Below are 16,628 nucleotides of genomic sequence, written 5' to 3'. Positions count from 1 at the left end.
GTTTCTATACGTTAATGGGCGGTTTTACCGCCCATTTCGTTGTTCTTAGTGGCCGTCAATAAACACAATCTTCAGCACGAATAACAGCGCGACAATCACTACGCACGGGCTAAGGTCGCGCAGGCGACCGGTACCGATTTTCATCACGCAGTAAGAGATAAAGCCCAGCGCGATACCTTCGGTGATCGAGAAGCTAAACGGCATCATTACCGCCGTAATAAACGCCGGGACCGATTCGGTTAAATCCTGCCAGTTTACCCGCGCCAGGCTGGAGGTCATCAGCACGCCGACGTAAATCAGCGCGCCCGCCGCCGCGTAAGGCGGCACCATGCCCGCCAGCGGCGACAGGAAGATAACCAGCAGGAACAAAATACCGACCACCACCGCCGTCAAACCGGTGCGACCGCCCACCGAAACGCCGGAAGACGATTCAATATAAGCGGTCACAGAAGACGTTCCGACAAATGCGCCAGTGACGGAAGAGATACTATCAACAAACAGCGCCTGCTTCATGCGCGGGAATTTGCCTTTCTCATCCGCCAGGCCGGCTTTATCGGTCACGCCAATCAGCGTACCGGAGGAGTCAAACAGGTTTACCAGCATGAAGGAGAAAATAACCCCCGCCAGGCCAAGATTGAACGAGCCTGCCAAATCGACATGCCCTACCACGCTGGTGACGCTTGGTGGCGCGGAGACAATGCCGTTGTAGTGTACATCACCCATCATCCAGCCAAGCAGCGTCGTGACGATGATGGACACCAGCACCGCCGCATGAATGTTGCGCGAAGCGAGAATCGCAATAATAAAGAATCCGAGAACCCCCAGCAGCACGCTGTGCGAGGTCAGGTTGCCGATGCTGACCAGCGTTTCCGGGTTAGCGACAATCACGCCGGCGTTTTTCAGCCCCATCATGCCGATAAACAGGCCGATGCCGCTGGTGATGCCCACGCGCAGGCTGACCGGAATGTTGGCGATCATCCAGTAACGCACGCGGAAGATAGTCAGCAATAAAAGACCAACAGCGCCCCAGAAAATGGCGCCCATGCCTACCTGCCACGGCAGTCCCATTGCCTGCACAACCACGAAGGCAAAGAACGCGTTCAGCCCCATCGCGGGCGCCAGCGCCACCGGCAGGTTAGCGAACAGGCCCATCAGAATACTGCCAAAGGCCGCAATCAGACAGGTGGTCACAAAGACGGCGCTGGTGTCCATGCCAGCTACGCCCAGAATTTGCGGGTTAACAAAAACGATATAAACCATCGTCAGGAAAGTGGTAAAACCGGCGATCACTTCGGTTCGTGCCGTCGTGCCATGTTCGCGCAGTTTAAACACGCGTTCCAGCATACCCTGACCAGAAGCCTGGGTGGTGTGTTGTTGACTCATTATCAATTTCCGGAGAAAGGAGGGAAAATTCGCCGTTATCCTATACCAAAATGCGACACCTGGCGCAGTTGTGTGGTAATTTTTTTCACTCAATTTGTTAGTACGGCAACGATTGCGTCCCCTCATTCAGCATTACGTAAACGTTAAACTAGCGATATGAGACAGGAAATACTGAGGCAGCGACCAGGATATGAAAAGGATTTTTATGTTTACCCGTCTGTTTTTCTTACTCGCGTTGGTTTCTTCAACATCCGGGGCGGCAGGCTCATCCATTCTGAGTCTTATCAGCACCATTCAACCAAAAACTTACCTGAACGCACCGGTACCGTTACCGCTAAAACCTGACCGGGTAGAAATATCTGACGTTTCTTTTAGCGCCGACGGTTTAAGACTGCCAGTAACGCGCTTTTACGTCATCTGTCAGGATGAGTTTTGTGGACTCTACAACGCCGCTGGGCAGGCAATCATTCCGTGGCAAAAAATCTATATTGAGAATTATGACAGCGAAACAGATCTGTTTTACGTCTCAACATCGTTCACCGGTAACCATACCGGTTTGTATAGCGCCCGCCAGCAGCAATTTATCTACCCGCCCGTCTATTCCAGCATTGAGTTAGCCGAAAGCAGCGCCATAGTTTTTCTCTGGACTTACCAGAATAGCGCTCAGCTAAGCGGCCTGGGCGATGCTTACGGCAATGTGATTATTGCGCCGCAATTTTCGTCGATACAGATGATAAACCAGCGACCCGATGCGTTTGTCGCGGGAAAGCGGATGAACGACAAGATTTTATACGGCCTTTTTGATTTTTCAGGAAACATCATTATTCCCTTTCGCTACGATACTGTCTCTAATACAGATTATCGGTACAATATCAACTTCATCGCCGTTGCTAAAAACGGGCGCTGGGGAGTGATCGATAAAACAGGCAACCTGGTCAGGCCGCTGCGCTACAGTCGGGATGACACAGAAAAATGGTTAACGCAACGCGGCGCGCGTCCACGGTTTGGCGACTAAACAGGAAACATCATGTCCATGATAGAAGCGGTATTTTTCGATTGCGACGGTACGCTGGTCGATAGTGAAGTGATCTGTTCACGCGCCTATGTCGCAATGTTTCAGGAATTTGGCATCACGCTCGATCTCGAAACGGTATTTAAACGCTTTAAGGGCGTAAAACTCTACGAAATTATCGAAACTATCAGCAAGGAGTACGGTGTTACACTAAGACGCGACGTTCTGGAGCCGGTGTATCGCGCCGAGGTTGCGCGTCTGTTCGATACCGAACTGGAAGCGATCGCGGGCGCAAATACCCTGCTGGAGAGCATTAAGACACCCATGTGCGTGGTATCCAACGGACCGGTCAGTAAGATGCAGCATTCGCTGGGTAAACTGGGCATGTTGCATTATTTTCCCGATTTGCTGTTTAGCGGTTACGATATTCAACGCTGGAAGCCCGATCCGGCGCTGATGCTCCATGCGGCGAACGCCATGAAGGTCAATGTTGAGAAGTGTATTCTGGTGGATGATTCCAGCGCGGGCGCGCAGTCAGGAATTGCAGCGGGAATGGAAGTGTTTTATTTCTGCGCCGATCCGCATAACAAACCGATCGATCACCCTAACGTGACGACGTTTACCGATTTGGCGCAGTTGCCGGGATTGTGGAAAGCGCGCGGGTGGGAGATTACGCGTTAACTGAAATGCCGGATGGCGCTAACGCTTATCCGGCCTACAGCATCTGTACCTGTAGGCCCGGTAAGCGCAGCGCCACCGGGCAAAAGAATGAGATTTACTCTTTCGGATCTTTCCCCGCCAGCAGCTTATCCAGCTCATCGCCGCCCACGTGACGGAAATCCTGCCCCTTCACGAAGTAGAAGATGTATTCGCAGATATTCTGGCAACGGTCACCGATACGCTCGATAGAACGAGCGCAGAATAACGCGGTCAGCACGCTGGGAATGGTGCGCGAGTCTTCCATCATGTAGGTCATCAGCTGACGCACAATGCCTTCATATTCCTGGTCAACTTTCTTATCTTCACGGTAGATACGCACCGCTTCGTCGAGATCCATGCGCGCGAACGCATCCAGCACGTCGTGCAGCATCTGCACGGTGTGGCGGCCCAGTGACTCCAGGCTGACCAACAGCGGCTGGTGCTGCTGGGAGAATTTCTCCAGCGCGGTGCGACAAATTTTATCCGCCACGTCGCCAATACGTTCCAGCTCGGCGATGGTTTTGATAATCGCCATTACCAGACGCAGATCGCTCGCCGTCGGCTGGCGCTTGGCGATAATACGCACGCAGGCTTCATTGATGGCGACTTCCATCATATTAACCTGATGGTCGCCTTCTACCACGCGCTTCGCCAGCTCGCTGTCCTGGTTGTGCATGGCGGTGATAGCGTCAGAAAGCTGCTGCTCCACCATGCCGCCCATGGTCATTACCTGAGTGCGGATGCTTTCCAGTTCGGCGTTGAACTGGCCGGAAATATGTTTATTAAGGTTCAGACTGTCCATTACGCACTCCTGAATTAACCGTAACGACCGGTGATATAGTCTTCTGTTTGTTTCTTCGCGGGCTTGGTGAACAGATCGTCCGTGTTGCTGAACTCAATCAACTCGCCCAGGTACATAAACGCCGTATGATCGGAGCAACGTGCCGCCTGCTGCATGTTGTGGGTCACGATCACCACGGTGTAATCCTGTTTCAGCTCGGTGATCAGCTCTTCAATACGCCCGGTAGAGATCGGGTCCAGAGCTGAACATGGCTCATCCAGCAGCAACACTTCCGGGCGAATGGCGATACCGCGCGCAATGCACAGGCGCTGCTGCTGACCACCGGAGAGAGAGTACCCGCTCTGGTGCAATTTATCTTTGGTTTCGTTCCATAATGCGGCTTTGGTCAGCGCCCACTGCACGCGCTCGTCCATATCGGCACGAGACAGCTTCTCAAACAGACGCACGCCAAAGGCGATATTGTCATAGATGGACATCGGGAACGGCGTCGGCTTCTGGAATACCATCCCCACTTTTGCGCGCAGCAGCGCGATATCCTGGGTGTTGGTGAGAATATTGTCGCCATCCAGCAGAATTTCACCTTCCGCGCGCTGCTCCGGATAAAGCGAATACATTTTATTGAAGGTACGCAGTAGCGTTGATTTACCACAGCCGGATGGCCCGATAAATGCCGTTACCTGATTCTTCGCGATATCCAGATTAATGTTCTTCAGGGCATGGAATTTGCCGTAGTAGAAGTTCAAATCACGAACCTGAATCTTACTCGGGGCAGTTTCAACCATACTCATTTCACTCTTTTCCTCATCCAGCGCCGCATCCGCCACGCCGTAAAATAATGCCTGATGGCGCTACGCTTATCAGGCCTACAATGTCTTTAACCGTGTTTTTTCTTCGCGAAAACAACACGCGCCAGAATATTCAGCAGCAGTACGCACAGGGTAATAATCAGCACGCCCGCCCAGGCTAATTGTTGCCATTCGGCAAACGGACTCATCGCGAATTTAAAGATGGTTACCGGCAGGTTGGCGATCGGCTGCATCATGTCGGTGCTCCAGAACTGGTTCGAGAGCGCGGTAAACAACAATGGCGCCGTTTCGCCGGCGATACGCGCAATAGCCAGCAGGATACCGGTCATAATCCCGGAGATAGAGGCTTTCAGCGTAATCGCGGAGATCATCTTCCACTTCGGCGTACCCAGCGCATAAGCGGCTTCACGCAGGCTATCCGGCACCAGCTTGAGCATGTTTTCAGTGGTACGGATAACGATCGGCACCTGCAACAGCGCCAGCGCAATCACCCCTGCCCAGCCGGAGAAGTGCTGCATCTGCGCCACCACGATGGTGTAAACAAACAGCCCCACAACAATTGACGGCGCGGAAAGCAGAATGTCGTTAATAAAGCGAATGATTTCCGCCAGCCAGGATTTACGGCCATATTCCGCCAGATAGATCCCGGCCATAATCCCCAGCGGCGTACCCAATACGGTAGCCCAGAGAATCAATAATCCACTCCCCGCCAGGGCGTTCGCCAGCCCGCCGCCCGCCGTGTTCGGCGGCGGCGTCATTTCGGTAAACAGCGCCAGCGACATACCATCAATGCCGCGCGTGATGGTGGACATCAAAATCCAGATCAGCCAGAACAGGCCAAATGCCATCGTCGCCATTGATAGCGTTAGTGCGATACGGTTCTTCATACGGCGACGCGCCTGCATCTTGCGACGGGATTCCGCGAGCTGCGCGGTGTTCAGCATATCAAGCGTAGCCATTAACGTGCTCCCTCGTTCTTCGCCAGACGCATAATCATGAACTTAGACGCCGCCAGGACGATAAAGGTGATCACAAACAGGATCAGCCCCAGTTCCATCAACGCTGCCACGTGCAGACCCGATTCCGCCTCAGCGAATTCGTTCGCCAGCGCGGAAGTGATGCTGTTGCCCGGCATATACAGCGACGCGCTGTCGAGCTGGTAAGTGTTGCCGATGATAAAAGTGACCGCCATCGTTTCACCCAGAGCACGGCCCAGCCCCAGCATAATGCCGCCGATCACGCCATTTTTGGTGAACGGTAGCACGATGCGCCAGATAACTTCCCAGGTAGTACAGCCGATACCGTAAGCGGACTCTTTCATCATTACCGGCGTTTGCTCGAAGACGTCGCGCATAACCGCCGCAATGTAGGGGATGATCATGATGGCGAGGATGACGCCCGCCGCCAGAATGCCGATACCAAAGGCCGGGCCGGAGAACAGCGCGCCGACAAACGGAATGTTGGAAAGAATATTGCCGACCGGCTCCTGGAAGTACGTCGCAAACAGCGGCGCGAAGATAAACAGCCCCCACATGCCGTACACGATACTGGGGATCGCCGCCAGCAGTTCAATGGCGATGCCGAGCGGACGCTTTAGCCAGCCTGGCGCCAGCTCGGTTAAAAACAGGGCAATGCCGAAACTGACCGGAACGGCGATCAGCAGTGCGATAAAGGAGGTCACCAGCGTGCCGTAAATGGGCACCAGCGCGCCGTAGATATCGTTTGGCGCGTCCCATTCCTTAGTCCAAAGAAATGAGAAACCAAATTTCTGAATACTTGGCCAGGAGGAGATGATCAATGAGACGATAATACCGCCCAACATCAATAGCACAATCAGCGCAGCCAGTTTTACCAGCGCGCTGAAAATCATGTCGCCTTTTTTACCCGGCGGGTTAAAAGCAGGCTTGGTTGCAGCCATAAATTACTCTTTCCATTAAACGCGTTTTACGACGTTGCCCCTGCCGGATGGCGCTACGCTTATCCGGCCTACAACGTGGGCCTGCGGTCGAAACCGTAGGGCGGATAAGCGTAGCGCCATCCGTCAATTCGTTAATTAATACAGCGCCTTACCGTTGCTGTCTTTTATGCTGGTCTTCCAGGCGGTACGAACCTGCTCAACAACGTTATCCGGCAGGCTGGCGTAGTCCAGATCATTCGCCTGTTTAGCGCCATTTTTGTAGGCCCAGTCGAAGAACTTCAACACTTCAGCACCCTGCTCAGGTTTCTTCTGCGCTTTGTGGACCAGGATAAAGGTGGTGGAGGTGATTGGCCACACATCGTCACCTTTCTGGTTGGTCAGATCCTGCGCGAAGGTTTTGCTCCAGTCAGCGCCTTTCGCCGCATTAGAGAAGCTCTCTTCCGTCGGGCTTACCGGTTTGCCGTCGGCAGAAACCAGTTTGGTGTAGGCCAGGTTGTTCTGCTTGGCATAAGCGTATTCAACGTAGCCAATAGCGCCTGGCAGACGCTGTACAAATGCCGCGATGCCGTCGTTACCTTTACCGCCCAGACCGGTTGGCCAGTTCACGGTAGAACCCGCGCCCACTTTCGATTTCCACTCGTCGTTGACTTTCGCCAGGTAACTGGTGAACACGAAGGAAGTACCGGAACCGTCAGCGCGACGCACCACAGCGATGTTCTGAGAAGGCAGCTTCACGCCTGGGTTCAGTTTGGTGATGGCTTCATCATCCCACTTTTTGATTTTACCGAGGTAGATGTCACCCAGTGTTTTACCATCCAGCACCAGTTCGCCGGATTTGAGGCCTGGAATATTCACCGCCAGCACCACGCCGCCGATCACCGTCGGGAACTGGAACAGGCCTTCCTGATTCAGTTTTTCGTCAGACAGCGGCGCATCGGAAGCGCCAAAATCAACGGTATTCGCGGTGATTTGTTTCACGCCGCCGGAAGAGCCTATCCCCTGGTAATTGACTTTGTTACCGGTTTCTTTCTGGTAGGTATCCGCCCATTTGGCATACACCGGCGCAGGAAACGTTGCACCGGCACCTGTCAGGCTTGCTGCTGCAAAGGCAGAGAACGCGCTCATCGATAAGGTCGCGGCGACAACAGTTGCGACAGTGGTACGCATAACTTTCATAATGTCTCCTGCACGGTTTCGGTAAATCGTTGTTTGAGTTGCTACGATGAGCAAAATAGGACAAATTGATGACAGTTATATGTCTTGATTATGACGGTTTGATGACAATGGAAATAAAAAAAGCTGGCCCGGGGAGACACCAGACCAGCCTGCAGGGGGAGATGAATTAGACTGTTTGCGCAACCGCAGACGGTTTCAACAGCGCGTACATCAGGCCGCAGGCAATAGTGCCCAGGGCAATAGAGAGCAGATATTGCATCACATGTTCTACCGCATGTGGGATCGCCAGGACAAAGAGGCCGCCGTGTGGCGCCATCAGTGTACAACCGAAATACATGGATAGTCCCCCGGCGATTGCGCCACCGACCATCGTGGAAGGGATGACGCGCATCGGGTCACGCGCGGCGAAGGGAATCGCCCCTTCAGAGATAAAGCACAGCCCCAGGATAAAAGATGCATTACCCGCTTCATGCTCAGCGGCATTGAATTTCGCTCTGGCCGCCCAGGTTGCGACGCCCATTCCTAATGCCGGTACCATCCCTGCCGCCATAATGGCCGCCATTGGCATATAAGAATGAGAAGCCAGTAAACCGACGCCGAAGGTATACGCAGCTTTATTCACCGGCCCGCCAAGGTCAAAACCTTGCATTGCGCCCAGCAACATTCCCAGCAAGATAGCATTCGTAGAGGTCATATTCCCCAGGAACGTCGTCAGCCCTTCCATCACCGCAGAAACGGGGCCACCCACCACATAAATCATGATTAGGCCGGTAATCAGCGTAGACAGTAGCGGCAAAACCAGCACAGGCTTAAGCGCTTCCATTGACGCTGGCAGCTTAATATTTTGCGCCAGAAACCGTACGCTGTAACCGGCCAGAAAACCGGCCACAATCCCTCCCAGGAAACCGGCGCCGCACAGGCTGGCCAACATCCCGCCAATAAGCCCCGGGGCCAGACCCGGACGATCGGCAATTGAGAAGGCAATAAACCCAGCCAGTACCGGCACCATCAGCGCAAAGGCCGCCTTACCACCGATTTGAAATAACGCAGCCGCCAGCGTGCCCGGCTCATTGAAGGCCTGGATACCGAAGACAAAAGAGAGCGCGATACATAACCCTCCCGCCACCACCAAAGGAAGCATATGGGATACGCCGGTCATTAAATGCTTATAAACGCCGGGTAGCTCTGTTTTACCAACTGAAGAAGAGCGCCCGGCACTCCCCTGATAGACCTCGGCGCTATTGAAAGCATTATCCATTTCCTGCGCACTCTTTTTTAGCGCCGCGCCGGTACTGGTGCGATAGAGTCTTTTGCCAACAAAGCCTGACAGATCCAGCTCAATATCCGCCGCGATAATCACCACATCCGCTTGCGCTATCTCTTCCGCGGTCAGCGTGTTCTTCGCCCCGACGGAACCGCGGGTTTCAACCTTGATCCAGTCACCACGCTTGCGGGCTTCAATTTCCAACGCTTCTGCCGCCATAAAGGTATGGGCGACGCCCGTCGGACAGGCCGTCACAGCAACAATTTTTTTAGTCATAGTAGGGTACCCTGTTCTTTTAATTTAAAGAAAAAGCGGGAAAAAATGTTACAGACGTGACCAGGCCGCGGCTTTCTGGAACAGCGCGTCGTCCGGGCGAATCCCGGTATAAAGGACAAATTGTTCCACGGCCTGAATAGCAAACACTTCGGAACCGGTAATCACGGTTTTACCGCGTTCACGGGCGTAGCGGATCAGCGGCGTGACGGGCGGTAGCGCCACCACATCAAAGATAACGCTCGCCTTATCCACTTCCTGTTCGGAATAAGAGAGTTTGTCGGCATCATTACCGCCAGCCATTCCGATAGGCGTGGCGTTAATTAACAAATCGGCTTCAATACCGTCGGTATCCGGGCGCCATTCATAGCCATAGAGTTCGGCCAGTTGTTTACCTGACGCTTCATCAATCGCGACAATATAACCACGGGTAAACCCCGCATCCTTCAGCGCGCAGGCCACTGCCTTTGCCATACCACCGCTGCCACGCAAAGCAAACACCAGGTCGGGAGAGACCTTGTAATTCGCCAGCAAGCGAGCTATTGCAATGTAATCGGTGTTGTACGCCTTCAGATGGCCATTGGTATTCACAATGGTATTAACTGAGTGAATGGCCTGAGCGGAAGCATCCAGTTCATCCACCAGCGGAATGCAGGCTTCCTTAAATGGCATAGAGATCGCGCACCCACGGATCCCCAGACCGCGCACGCCGCTAATGGCCTGCGTAAGATCGGTCGGCGAGAAAGCTTTGTAGAGATAATTGAGATCCAGCGCTTCGTACAGATAGTTGTGAAAGCGTGTACCGAAGTTACTTGGGCGTGCCGCCAGGGACATGCAGACCTGAGTATCTTTATTAATGCGCTTTGTCATGATGAATCCTCATAGAAGTTGCGATAGAGAAAATCATCGGCTAAAAAGGGGATATTAAAAATTGCTCATTCCCGTTCGGGAAATTTCACCTTTTATGACAACCCGGCACACTGAACAAAAATACTTAAAGCTACTCCAGCACTATGGCGACAAGCCTGTTAGCGTGACGCTACAGGAGCTGGCGGATGTGTTGTTCTGCACCCGGCGGCATATGCGTAATCTGTTGCTTCAGATGCAGGAGGCAAAGTGGCTCATCTGGCAATCACAGGCCGGACGTGGGCATCGCGCCCGGCTTCACCTGCGCTATAAACCAGAACAGCTGTTAAGCGAAAAGGCGGAGCAGTTGCTGGAGTCTGGTCATGTTGATCAGGCCATTCAACTGCTGGGTAAAAATAAGCACCAGGTGGCGCAACTGCTGCGTTCAAAGCTGGGCTATAGCGTGCGGGCAGACTATCAGCGGCTGTGCATCCCCTATTACCGGACAATGCCGTCACTGTGCCCCGGCATACCGTTGCGTCGCTCTGAGCAGCATCTGGTCAGGCAGATTTTTAGCGGCCTGACGCGCATAAATGAGGAAAAAGGTGAAGTCGAAGCCGATCTTGCCCACCACTGGCGGCAGATTGATCCACTGCGCTGGCGTTTTTATCTGCGCCCCGCCGTCCTCTGGCATGATGGTCAGGAGCTGACGATCGACGCGGTTATCGCTTCACTGACCCGCAGCGCTAAGCTGCCGTTGTTCTCGCACTTGCAGACCATTCAGGCCACCGGGCCGCTGAGCCTTGAAATTACGCTGGCGCACCCGGATAACCGACTGCCGCTGCTGCTCAGCCATATTGATGCCATGATCCTACCGCCTGACCATACACAACGCGCTGATTTCCCGGCACATCCTGTGGGGACTGGCCCTTATGAGGTGGTGGAAAACAATGGCTTTCATCTGCAAATGAAGGCCTTTGACCACTATTTCGGCCTGCGCGGGCTGCTGGATGAAGTGGAGGTCTTTATCTGGCCGAATTTAACGGAGACAGACAACCTGGCGGAATCGCTGTCGGATAACGACACGGCAGCCTGGCTCAGCTCCAGCCTGAGCGATGAGGATTACGTTTCCGGACGGCTTAGCCAGGTATCAGGCAAACCTTCTGACAACCTGCGCGAGATGTTTCTTGAGCGTGGAGGATATTTTTTATTATGCGACAGCCGCTCCCCGCACTGGCATACCGCCGAACATCGCCGCTGGCTACGGGAAACACTCAGCCCTTACGCCATACTCCAGCATCTGAGTGAGGCAATTCGCCCCTTCTGGGTACCGGGCGGCAGCCTGCTGTCCTCCTGGTTTCATACTATTGAGGCGGGCCCGGCCTGTTCACCTTTTATCTCGTCGTCGCCCTACGCAAAACTGCGTCTGGCCTATCACGATCAGCACCCTGAATTTCCAATGCTCCTGGATATCATGCAAGAGATCATGCGCCAGCAGGGCATTTTACTTGAGGGCGTTGAGCTGAATTATGATGACTGGGCGAATGGCAAAGCCAATGTGGATCTCTGGCTGGGGACGGTCAATTTCCCCATTCCCGAAGAGTGGAACGTCGGTACATGGCTACTGGGCTCCCCTTTACTGCGCCATGCCATCAGCGGTGGGGATGATGCGCTGCTGGCCCAATGGGAAACCCAGTGGCATGCCGAAACCATCAGCGCGGAACAACTGGTCAGGGAAACCACCCGTTCAGGCTGGCTACAGCCGCTGTTTCACCACTGGATGCGACTCAAAAGCCCCGACCGGGCCAGGGGGATCCACCTGAATAACCTGGGATGGTTTGATTTCCGATCCACCTGGATTGAGCCAGGGCCTTAAAGAAGAGAATGTGACCGGGTGCCCGTAGCGCAGGCAGGCGTAGCACCTCTTAGTCGCTCTTCAGCCACCATAGAGAAAGAACAGCGCCTGTCACAGCGCACAAAAAAAGGCCGTCTATCGACGGCCTTCTGCCTGGTAATACATTTGACTTACTCTACCGTCACCGATTTCGCCAGGTTACGCGGCTGGTCAACGTCGGTGCCTTTAATCAGCGCCACGTGATACGCCAGCAGTTGCAGCGGAACGGTGTAGAAGATAGGCGCGATCACTTCTTCCACATGCGGCATCTCGATGATGTGCATGTTGTCGCTGCTGACGAAACCCGCATCCTGATCGGCGAAGACGTACAACTGACCGCCACGTGCGCGAACTTCTTCGATGTTGGATTTCAGTTTCTCCAGCAGTTCGTTGTTCGGCGCCACCACAATCACCGGCATATCGGCGTCAATCAGCGCCAACGGCCCGTGTTTCAGCTCGCCTGCAGCATAGGCTTCCGCGTGAATGTAAGAGATCTCTTTCAGCTTCAGCGCGCCTTCGAGCGCAATCGGATATTGATCGCCACGACCGAGGAATAGCGCGTGATGCTTGTCGGAGAAATCTTCTGCAAGCAGCTCGATGCGTTTGTCCTGCGACAGCATCTGCTCAATACGGCTCGGCAGCGCCTGTAGGCCATGCACGATATCATGCTCAATGGACGCATCCAGACCTTTCAGACGCGCCAGTTTCGCCACCAGCATCAACAGCACGGTTAACTGGGTGGTAAAGGCTTTGGTAGATGCTACGCCAATTTCCGTACCCGCGTTGGTCATCAGCGCCAGATCGGATTCACGCACCAGCGAAGATCCCGGCACGTTACAAATTGCCAGAGAGCCCAAATATCCCAGCTCTTTCGACAGACGCAGGCCAGCCAGGGTATCTGCCGTTTCGCCAGACTGTGACAGGGTGATCATCAGGCTGTTACGGCGCACGGCAGATTTGCGATAGCGGAATTCAGAGGCGATTTCAACGTCGCACGGAATACCTGCCAGCGATTCAAACCAGTAACGGGAAACCATACCGGAGTTGTAAGACGTACCGCAGGCGAGGATCTGAATATGCTCAACCTTCGACAGCAGTTCATCGGCGTTCGGTCCCAGCTCGCTTAAATCCACCTGACCGTGGCTGATACGCCCGGTAAGGGTGTTTTTGATCGCGTTCGGCTGTTCGTAGATCTCTTTCTGCATGTAGTGGCGGTAAATACCTTTATCGCCCGCGTCATATTGCAGATTGGATTCGATATCCTGACGTTTTACTTCCGCGCCGGTGTTATCGAAGATATTTACCGAACGGCGAGTGATTTCAGCGATATCGCCCTCTTCAAGGAAGATAAAGCGACGAGTCACTGGCAACAGCGCCAGCTGGTCAGAAGCGATAAAGTTTTCGCCCATACCCAGGCCAATCACCAGCGGGCTACCAGAACGTGCAGCCAGTAGGGTATCCGGGTGACGGGTATCCATAATTACCGTACCATATGCGCCACGCAGTTGCGGGATAGCACGCAGAACAGCCTCACGCAGAGTACCGCCCTGTTTCAGTTCCCAGTTTACCAGGTGTGCAATCACTTCGGTGTCGGTTTCAGAAACGAAGGTATAGCCACGCGCCTTTAACGCTTCACGCAGCGGTTCATGGTTTTCGATGATGCCGTTATGCACCACCACAATGTGTTCAGAAACATGCGGATGCGCGTTAGCTTCTGAAGGTTCACCGTGCGTCGCCCAGCGAGTGTGAGCAATACCGGTGCCGCCATGCAGCGGGTGTTCTTCCGCTGCCTGAGCCAGCATCTGGACTTTACCGAGGCGACGCAGGCGGGTCATATGACCTTCTGCATCCACCACGGCCAGACCGGCAGAGTCATATCCGCGGTATTCCAGACGACGTAAACCTTCGAGAAGGATTTCAGCTACATCACGCTGCGCGATAGCGCCAACAATTCCACACATAGTTTTATTTCCTGATTATGGCATTACGCCATGCGTTGTCGCTGACCTGTATGCCCGTCGTTGCGGGCGCCCCGAGCCTTGTAGAGAGTGGGGTTATTTTTATAAGTACTGCTCATGGAGCGGAGGATTATTTTATCCTCTCATCTCCGGTCTGCCGGATGGCGCTGACGCTTATCCGGCCTACAAAATCACTTTTTCTTCACCGGACGCTGCCAGCCTTGCTTATGCACCTGCGGCACGCGGCTTAATACCAGTTCATTGTCAGCTACGTTACGGGTGACAGTAGTCCCTGCGGCGATGGTGGCCCCTTTACCAACAGTAACCGGCGCCACCAGTTGGGTATCGGAGCCGACAAACACATCGTCGCCAATAACCGTTTTGAATTTGTTCGCGCCATCATAGTTACAGGTGATGGTCCCCGCGCCGATATTCACGTTGTCGCCAATTTCCGCATCGCCCAGGTAGGTCAGATGACCGGCCTTCGAGCCTTTACCGAGACGCGCTTTTTTCATCTCAACGAAATTGCCGACGTGAGCGCCCGCTAACAGCTCCGCGCCGGGACGCAGGCGAGCAAACGGGCCGATGGTGCAGGCCGCTTCCAGATGCGCATCTTCCACCACGCTGTATGGGCTAATTTCGCAGTCATCGCCAATAACGCTGTTTTTAATAATGCAGCCCGCGCCGATCTTCACGCGGTGACCGAGCGTTACATAACCTTCGATGATAACGTTAGCGTCAATTTCGACATCCATTCCACAATGAAGGGTGCCGCGGAGATCAAAACGTGCCGGATCGCGCAACATAACGCCGGATAACAGCAGTTTCTCCGCCTGTTCGGCCTGGTAAATACGCTCCAGACGAGAAAGCTGTAGACGGTTATTCACGCCGTCCGTTTCGCTGATGCGAGCCGGATGCACCGCGGCGATTTCCCGTCCTTCCTGATAAGCCAGCGCAATGATATCAGTGATGTAATATTCACCCTGCGCATTATTGTTAGTCAGCTTAGACAACCAGCGTTTCAGGTCCGCGCCGTTGGCGATCAGAATACCGGTGTTAATTTCCTGGATCTGACGCTGTTCATCAGTGGCGTCTTTATGTTCAACGATGCCGGTCACTTTACCGTTTTCACGCGTAATATGGCCATAGCCGCTCGGATCGTCCAGCTTCACGGTTAATAACCCAATACCACCCTGCGGTTTGGCATCGCGCAGGCGCTGTAAGGTTTCAACCGAAATCAGCGGCACGTCGCCGTAAAGCATTAAAATATCTTCATCGTCGCTAAAGAAGGGCGCGGCCTGCTGCATTGCGTGACCTGTTCCCAACTGTTCCGCCTGAAGCACCCAGTTCAGCTTGTCATCTTTCAGGGTCTGTTTTAACAACTCGCCACCGTGGCCATAGACCAGATGAACCTGTGCGGCCCCTAATTTAGTAGCTGCATCAATGACATGCTGCACCATGGGTTTACCCGCCAGCGTGTGCAGCACTTTAGGAATATCGGAATACATGCGCGTGCCTTTACCTGCGGCAAGGATCACTACGCTCATAGCACTATTTAACATACGCGTCCTGACTGTAATTTGAGAACGAATTTATACTGTTTCACGTTGAAAATACTACATTTTTTTCATCGTAAAATGGAAGAAGGATAAAACGCTCACCGGGATAAAAACCCCGCCTGCTAATGAATCATTTTCGTTCATTACCGCGCCTCTTGTCTCCTGAAAAGTAAAAACACCCGCGTATTGGCAACGTAGTCCGATGTTTTTGCTGTTTTTTTACTCCATAAATAAAGAAGATAACGTAATAAAGCGCAGGGGAGTCAGAAAAGCAAAAACCAGCGACAGAGGCCGCTGGTTTTCCGTTGCGCGTATTTTTTACTTAATTACGCGACATAAAAATCCGCAAAATATACCAGAACATGGTCGCGATAGAAGCAAACAGATGTAATGCCGCGCCAGCAGGGCGATCGGTAGGGTAATGGTGAATAATGTTAGAAGTATCGTAAAGTATAAACCCGGCGCACAGCAGTACCATCAGCGCAGAAAACCAGACGCCCAGCGAGAAGCCGCAGATGACGCTGGCAATAATCGCGCCAAAAGCAATGAACCCAGCCATAGTCAGAAACGAGCGCAGAAAAGAAAAGTCTTTTTTTATAGAAAAAGCGGTAAACGTCAGGCCGCCGACCAGCAACAGAGTCGTTATTGCCGCCGCGCCAATGCTCGACGGGTTAATATACGCCGCCACCGTTAACAGGGGGGCAAAAATCAGGGATTCTGCCAACACATAAATCCCCAGCCCGATAAGTTGCGTTTGATTATTCCCCGCATTATCCGCCAGACGGGTCGCCAGCATTCCCACCAGCATAAAAGCGCCGAGAACAACCAACCAGCTATATCTTCCACCAGCCAGCAGCACATCAAGCGCATACTCCCCGACCCCTATAAAACTCCACGCCGCGCTCAATACGATAAAACCGACGATGGCGACGGCGAGATGAAGATAAGCACGACGAATAAAGGTAGTACGATCAATCCTTGAGTCGGGTTGTGGACCCGCAAAGGATGGCTGAAATGACATAGTAATAATCCCTCATT

The 16,628-nt window shown here is 53.4% G+C and carries 14 protein-coding genes; 3 read left to right on the top strand and 11 right to left on the bottom strand.

All coding sequences use genetic code 11. The features are described from left to right. Positions 1–45: 45 nt before the first annotated feature. Positions 46–1,383 (bottom strand): adenine permease AdeP, encoded by a 1,338-nt coding sequence (gene adeP / locus ACH0WD_RS22465; RefSeq protein WP_001747550.1) that lies wholly within the window; start codon positions 1,381–1,383, stop codon positions 46–48. Positions 1,384–1,588: 205 nt separating this feature from the next. On the opposite strand from adeP, the gene ACH0WD_RS22460 reads away from it, so the two are divergent. Further along, a complete protein-coding gene (locus tag ACH0WD_RS22460; RefSeq protein WP_001747549.1) occupies positions 1,589–2,398 on the top strand; it encodes a WG repeat-containing protein in 810 nt (269 codons plus the stop codon). A gap of 12 nt (positions 2,399–2,410) precedes the next feature. After that, positions 2,411–3,076 (top strand): 6-phosphogluconate phosphatase, encoded by a 666-nt coding sequence (gene yieH, locus ACH0WD_RS22455; protein ID WP_000061717.1) that lies wholly within the window; start codon positions 2,411–2,413, stop codon positions 3,074–3,076. Between the two features lie 94 nt (positions 3,077–3,170). Here the strand turns inward: yieH and phoU are convergent, their stop codons facing one another. From phoU to ACH0WD_RS22420, 7 genes are all read right to left on the bottom strand, one after another. Continuing rightward, positions 3,171–3,896 carry a phosphate signaling complex protein PhoU gene (phoU, locus tag ACH0WD_RS22450; RefSeq protein ID WP_395202408.1) on the bottom strand — a complete coding sequence of 242 codons (726 nt, stop codon included), beginning with the start codon at positions 3,894–3,896 and terminating at the stop codon, positions 3,171–3,173. 14 nt (positions 3,897–3,910) lie between these two features. Further along, complete coding sequence (gene pstB, locus ACH0WD_RS22445) at positions 3,911–4,684, bottom strand: phosphate ABC transporter ATP-binding protein PstB (RefSeq protein WP_000063118.1); 774 nt, start codon at positions 4,682–4,684, stop codon at positions 3,911–3,913. An 86-nt stretch (positions 4,685–4,770) separates the two neighbouring features. Then, a complete protein-coding gene (gene pstA, locus ACH0WD_RS22440; protein ID WP_000212184.1) occupies positions 4,771–5,661 on the bottom strand; it encodes a phosphate ABC transporter permease PstA in 891 nt (296 codons plus the stop codon). After that, complete coding sequence (pstC, locus tag ACH0WD_RS22435; protein WP_000741630.1) at positions 5,661–6,620, bottom strand: phosphate ABC transporter permease PstC; 960 nt, start codon at positions 6,618–6,620, stop codon at positions 5,661–5,663. The genes pstA and pstC overlap by 1 nt, the downstream gene beginning before the upstream one ends. Before the next feature lie 135 nt (positions 6,621–6,755). Continuing rightward, positions 6,756–7,796 carry a phosphate ABC transporter substrate-binding protein PstS gene (gene pstS, locus ACH0WD_RS22430; protein ID WP_000867131.1) on the bottom strand — a complete coding sequence of 347 codons (1,041 nt, stop codon included), beginning with the start codon at positions 7,794–7,796 and terminating at the stop codon, positions 6,756–6,758. Between the two features lie 166 nt (positions 7,797–7,962). Beyond that, positions 7,963–9,336, bottom strand: a complete 1,374-nt coding sequence (locus tag ACH0WD_RS22425) for a fructose-specific PTS transporter subunit EIIC (RefSeq protein WP_000162553.1) — start codon at positions 9,334–9,336, stop codon at positions 7,963–7,965. 48 nt (positions 9,337–9,384) lie between these two features. Next, on the bottom strand, positions 9,385–10,203 hold the full coding sequence (locus ACH0WD_RS22420; protein ID WP_000166709.1) for a shikimate 5-dehydrogenase: 819 nt from the start codon (positions 10,201–10,203) through the stop codon (positions 9,385–9,387). A gap of 94 nt (positions 10,204–10,297) precedes the next feature. Here ACH0WD_RS22420 and ACH0WD_RS22415 point away from each other — a divergent pair, with 94 nt between their 5' ends. Then, positions 10,298–12,055, top strand: coding sequence for an SgrR family transcriptional regulator (locus tag ACH0WD_RS22415; RefSeq protein WP_000213173.1), 1,758 nt, complete (start codon positions 10,298–10,300; stop codon positions 12,053–12,055). 149 nt (positions 12,056–12,204) lie between these two features. On the opposite strand, the gene glmS is transcribed toward ACH0WD_RS22415, so the two are convergent. The 3 genes from glmS to ACH0WD_RS22400 all read right to left on the bottom strand — a co-directional run bounded on the left by glmS (position 12,205) and on the right by ACH0WD_RS22400 (position 16,611). Beyond that, positions 12,205–14,034 (bottom strand): glutamine--fructose-6-phosphate transaminase (isomerizing), encoded by a 1,830-nt coding sequence (gene glmS / locus ACH0WD_RS22410; RefSeq protein WP_000334061.1) that lies wholly within the window; start codon positions 14,032–14,034, stop codon positions 12,205–12,207. A gap of 188 nt (positions 14,035–14,222) precedes the next feature. Beyond that, on the bottom strand, positions 14,223–15,593 hold the full coding sequence (glmU, locus tag ACH0WD_RS22405; protein ID WP_000934843.1) for a bifunctional UDP-N-acetylglucosamine diphosphorylase/glucosamine-1-phosphate N-acetyltransferase GlmU: 1,371 nt from the start codon (positions 15,591–15,593) through the stop codon (positions 14,223–14,225). Between the two features lie 319 nt (positions 15,594–15,912). Continuing rightward, positions 15,913–16,611: a Bax inhibitor-1 family protein gene (locus ACH0WD_RS22400; RefSeq protein ID WP_000009904.1), complete on the bottom strand. Its 699-nt coding sequence runs from the start codon at positions 16,609–16,611 to the stop codon at positions 15,913–15,915. Positions 16,612–16,628: the final 17 nt, after the last annotated feature.

Source organism: Salmonella sp. 2020_1395, from assembly GCF_043848115.1.
GTDB classification, from domain to species: Bacteria; Pseudomonadota; Gammaproteobacteria; order Enterobacterales; family Enterobacteriaceae; genus Salmonella; species Salmonella enterica.
Note: the sequence above shows the minus strand (reverse complement) of the source record. Positions and strands in the feature narration are given on the sequence as shown.